Source organism: Haladaptatus ordinarius, from assembly GCF_054177595.1.
The window spans coordinates 1-4,061 of sequence record NZ_JBPEHH010000197.1 but is presented as its reverse complement, the minus strand read 5'-3'; the positions used below and the strand labels follow the sequence as shown (position 1 = coordinate 4,061).

Sequence of the window (4,061 nt, the reverse complement as noted above, 5' to 3'; positions counted from 1 at the left end):
ACATATTCACGCCCCATCACAGCATCCAAGACAGTCTTCGTCTCATTTCGCGGTCTTTACCGTGTGAGGCGCAGCTTTTGCCGATGCAGTTATCGAGAGAGTGGACAACTAGCGAAAGTAAGAACGATACGGACGACTGTTAACCACTCTTCCGGACGACGCCACTGCAATTTCACCGAGATTCGCCGTAAGGAGTGAAGTATCACGGGTCACCCGAGCCGTGGTACTCTGCCTTGAAATCTATGCTGGGATGGTGACAACCCACCCCGTCGTCGCTCGCTGCGAGTTCCCATGTCCACGCGTCGTCACTCATCTTCGTCACTGCCAAACTGGTCGCGTGCCTCTTCCGCGCTCATAGTTCGCCCTTCGCGGCTGTCATCCTCCGCTTTGAGGAGCGCGACGAGTTCGTCGCGGTCGAACGTCGGGAACTCAGTCGCGTCGCGCAGGGTATACCGAACGAACTCACTGCGGCTGTTGAAGCCACGTCCCTGCCACGTGCTATCTATCTCGTCGAGAAAGGACTGTGTGACTTTGAAATTCACCGTCACGATTTCGTCGTCGCCGTTGTCCCCGGTAGTCGCTTCAGACATACATACGTAATACGCCTATCTTACCAATAAATCGTTTCGACGAGGGGTATCTCAGAAACCGACTCCTCCCTCAGCTTGGGCTGGAAGTGGTCGAAGACACAGCACTGAGACACCACCGAGTGACAGATGGCCTGCTCTCCTGATATTGACGAATCGATGTATTCGGCTCACATATGGGTGCTTAGAGTAAGATATATGCGCTTCGTCGCCGAATAGGCAACCATGACCGAGGATGGGACGCCTGCGTCTCCCGCACGTAAGCAGTGGCAGGCAGATCGAACGACGTTCCAGCGAGTCTATGACGTTCTCGTCGGGACGTACGATGCAGCGTCGGCACAGCAATTTGCCGAGTGGGCCGACTGCTCCGAGAACGGTGCGCGGCAAGCACTCGAGCAGTTGACGGAGATGGGGATTGCCGAGCGAACCGACACGCGACCGGCGACCTACCAGCGTAATCCCTCGTACTTCCGCTGGAAGCGTGTGGAACAGCTAGCTCGTGAGCATAGTCTGAGTGATCTTCGTGCACGAATTGATGATCTCATCGAGGACGACCAGGCCTACCAAGCAGAGTATGGCGTTCCCGACCCGGACGCTGTGGTTACTTCCGACGATGCGGGTGAGGAGCACGAGACGGTACACGAGCGCTGGGATGACCTCACGGAGTGGCGAACGATTCGGCGCGATATCGCACTCCTCAAACGGGCAGTTCAGCGAGCCGAGTCCACGACTGATGACTGGATCGGTGAGCGAGGGCGAGAACGCCACGGCATGTAATAGCGATACATGTGAACTGTTACAGCGGTAGCGAGGTGAAAGCCCACCGACTGATGGCGACACCTCTCACCACGCAACGATCGCGAGAAGGGACGGGTGCATATTCGTCATGGATACCGTTCAATCCTCATCCGTCTCGCCCAACCGTTGCTCAACGAATGTCGCGAACTCGTTGGCGAACGCCTCAACCTCCTCCCAGTCGGTGTACTCGACGTCGGCCAGGGGATTTTCTCCCGACGACTCCACTCGGGCGACGAATTTAACCAGCGCACGCATCAGGAACCCGTACTCTGAAAACCGCAGCGCACCCCCAAAGAGGCCGATCCGATCCGGATGCCAGTTCGTGGCCTCGATGAACTCATCGACATACCGCGCTGCCTCCGCTGCACCCTTCTCGGTTTCCTCCCCGGATGATCCGGAGACCTGGAAGAAGCCGTTCGGCTTTCTCGCCAAGACGTCCTGGTTGGCTTTGACGAACTTGCGGATCGCCTTTTGCTGTTTGCCCATGTGGATCGACGCCCCGACCAGTACGGCATCGAAGTCGTCGATGCTAAGGCTGTGGTCAATCTCCTTTACGTTCACTGTCGTCGTCTCGTGGTCGCGAGCTCTGAGTTCGGCGTCGATTCGCTCGGCCACTTTCGAGGTCTGTCCCTCACCAGTCCCGAAAATAGTGATGATCCCCGCCATAGATCACATACGGCTCCATCGACCAAAAATGGAGTCCTCTTTTTAAGACTAGAACCGGTTTTTGATTGAAAATGGGATATTCGTTAGCAGTTGAGTTCTAGAAGCGGGATTCAAGAGGATGTGACCTCGCTCGATACACCTTGGCGCCGCTGAACACGGCCTGAAAGGAATCGGTCGCGGACGTCACCGACTGTTGGAGAGCGGAGCCAGCGGCCTGATCGGGATCCAGGATGCCACACCCTGACGGGCGTGGTGTCTCATTCTTCGGTTTCGGGCAGAAACCGTGGCAGGAACGTCGATGCGACGAGCATGAGCAGTACGAACAGTACGAGGAGGAGCAGTGCCGCCTGCTGCGCGTCGAACATGGCGGCCTCAAAGATATCTTCGAGTAATTGTCGTTGTGGAGGCGTGAGTTGGGTCAGGAACTGCTGCTGGGTGGCTTCGGTCGCCGTCTCCGCGGCGTCTTCGAGCGCGATCACCAACTCGTACCGCTGCTCCATCGAGATCGTCACGTCCTGCGAACGCAGGACGCCGTCGACGACGCTGCCGTAGAACCGTCCGAGCAGGAGCGAACCGACAACTGCCGTCCCCAGGGAGAACCCCATCGAGCTGCCCGTTTGCAGGACGCCGGACGCCTCGGCGTAGTTCGCGGTCGGGACAGCGGACAACGTCACATTTACTATCTGTCCCATCAGGAGCCCGAGTCCAGTTCCGACGAGCGTCATCGGGACGATCATCCCGGCAATCGTCTGTGAAGGCCCCGTCCCCCGATATAACAGCATCAGTCCGAGGCCCATGAACACGATGCCGGCCTGGACGAGCGTCTTCGGCGAGAGGTACGTACGCCAGCCGGTCGTGAACGACGAGAAGACGAGCGTCGCGAGGGAGTACGGAAGCATCGCGAGCCCGGCTTCGAAGGCGGTGTGGCCGAGCGCCGCCTGGAGATAGACCGGGACGATGAACATGAACCCGGCCATGACGACCGAGCGGAAGCTATACGTGACGACGCCCGATACGAGACGTCCGTTCGTCAGCACGTCCAGCGGAACGAGCGGCTCCCGTTCGGCGCGTTCCATCCGACGTTCGTGCTGGACGAACGCGGCGAACGCGAGCAGTCCGCCCCCAAGGAACCAGATCGCCGGCGACGTGCCGAACGGATTGAACTGCACGTCGCCGACGAAAAACGGTCGCCTCACGAGTAGCCACCCGTACTTCCCGCTAAGAAGGAATCCCGTGACGAGCGTCGCCGCACCGACGATAGAGAGAACCGCCCCACCGACGTCTAGCGATCCGCGCGTTTCCTTCAGTCGGCCCGGCTGGAGATACCGGACGAAAAAGAGGGTCGCGGCCACGACAACGAGCTGAAGCGCGAACCCCCACCGCCAACTGGCGTAGGTCGTCAGTGCCCCGCCGATAATCGGTCCGACGACCGCCCCGATCGCGCTCACGCCGGCCAACAGTCCGAGTGTCTTCGCCCGGTCGTCCCCGTCGTAACTGAACATCAGTACGGTGTAGGTCAGGGGAAGCAACACAGCGGCCGCGATGCCTTCGATGACTGACCAGCCGACGAAGAGCACGATGGGGTTCCAGCTAATGGTCGCCAGCAGCGTCCCGACGCCATAGACGACTAATGTAACTGTCGTCAGGCGCCTGATATCGTACAGGGACGACACTTTGCCACCGGGAAGAACCAGCGCAGCTATCACCAGCGAGTAGAACGAGATCGCCCCCTGAACCACGGTGACCGTGGTGTCGAACTCCGCCACAATCGCAGGCACCGCCACGTTCATCAGGGCCGAATTGATACTCACAACGAACATCGAGAGGTTCACCGCGACCGCTGGCCCCCAGTATTGTAATCCCGTCTTCGAATCCGCAGAGAAAGAACTACTGTCGGTAGTTCCCATCGTTCCTGATTACTGACTCGGTTTCTGGGGCGAGACGAGAGTAGCTGGCGCGGATGAGCGAATGATTCAACCAAAGACGGCGGTCTCACTCCAGTGAGAGCGC

Annotated in this window: 4 protein-coding genes; 1 reads left to right on the top strand and 3 read right to left on the bottom strand. The window is 59.0% G+C overall.

Annotation, left to right across the window (positions count from 1 at the left end):
- Positions 1-305: 305 nt before the first annotated feature.
- Positions 306-590, bottom strand: a complete 285-nt coding sequence (locus ACR3FF_RS26055; protein ID WP_458191001.1) for a ribbon-helix-helix domain-containing protein — start codon at positions 588-590, stop codon at positions 306-308.
- A 222-nt stretch (positions 591-812) separates the two neighbouring features.
- On the opposite strand from ACR3FF_RS26055, the gene ACR3FF_RS26050 reads away from it, so the two are divergent.
- Positions 813-1,364, top strand: a complete 552-nt coding sequence (locus ACR3FF_RS26050) for a DUF7342 family protein (RefSeq protein ID WP_458191000.1) — start codon at positions 813-815, stop codon at positions 1,362-1,364.
- 120 nt (positions 1,365-1,484) lie between these two features.
- Here ACR3FF_RS26050 and ACR3FF_RS26045 read toward each other — a convergent pair whose 3' ends face one another.
- Both ACR3FF_RS26045 and ACR3FF_RS26040 read right to left on the bottom strand, forming a co-directional pair.
- On the bottom strand, positions 1,485-2,051 hold the full coding sequence (locus tag ACR3FF_RS26045) for a flavodoxin domain-containing protein (RefSeq protein ID WP_458190999.1): 567 nt from the start codon (positions 2,049-2,051) through the stop codon (positions 1,485-1,487).
- A 257-nt stretch (positions 2,052-2,308) separates the two neighbouring features.
- Positions 2,309-3,958 carry an MFS transporter gene (locus ACR3FF_RS26040; RefSeq protein WP_458190998.1) on the bottom strand — a complete coding sequence of 550 codons (1,650 nt, stop codon included), beginning with the start codon at positions 3,956-3,958 and terminating at the stop codon, positions 2,309-2,311.
- Positions 3,959-4,061: the final 103 nt, after the last annotated feature.

What these genes read in the sequence shown, in the direction of transcription:
- ACR3FF_RS26055 (WP_458191001.1), bottom strand. Translation starts at nt 590, where the DNA reads ATGTCTGAAGCGACTACCGGGGACAACGGCGACGACGAAATCGTGACG.
- ACR3FF_RS26050 (WP_458191000.1), top strand. Translation starts at nt 813, where the DNA reads ATGACCGAGGATGGGACGCCTGCGTCTCCCGCACGTAAGCAGTGGCAG.
- ACR3FF_RS26045 (WP_458190999.1), bottom strand. Translation starts at nt 2,051, where the DNA reads ATGGCGGGGATCATCACTATTTTCGGGACTGGTGAGGGACAGACCTCG.
- ACR3FF_RS26040 (WP_458190998.1), bottom strand. Translation starts at nt 3,958, where the DNA reads ATGGGAACTACCGACAGTAGTTCTTTCTCTGCGGATTCGAAGACGGGA.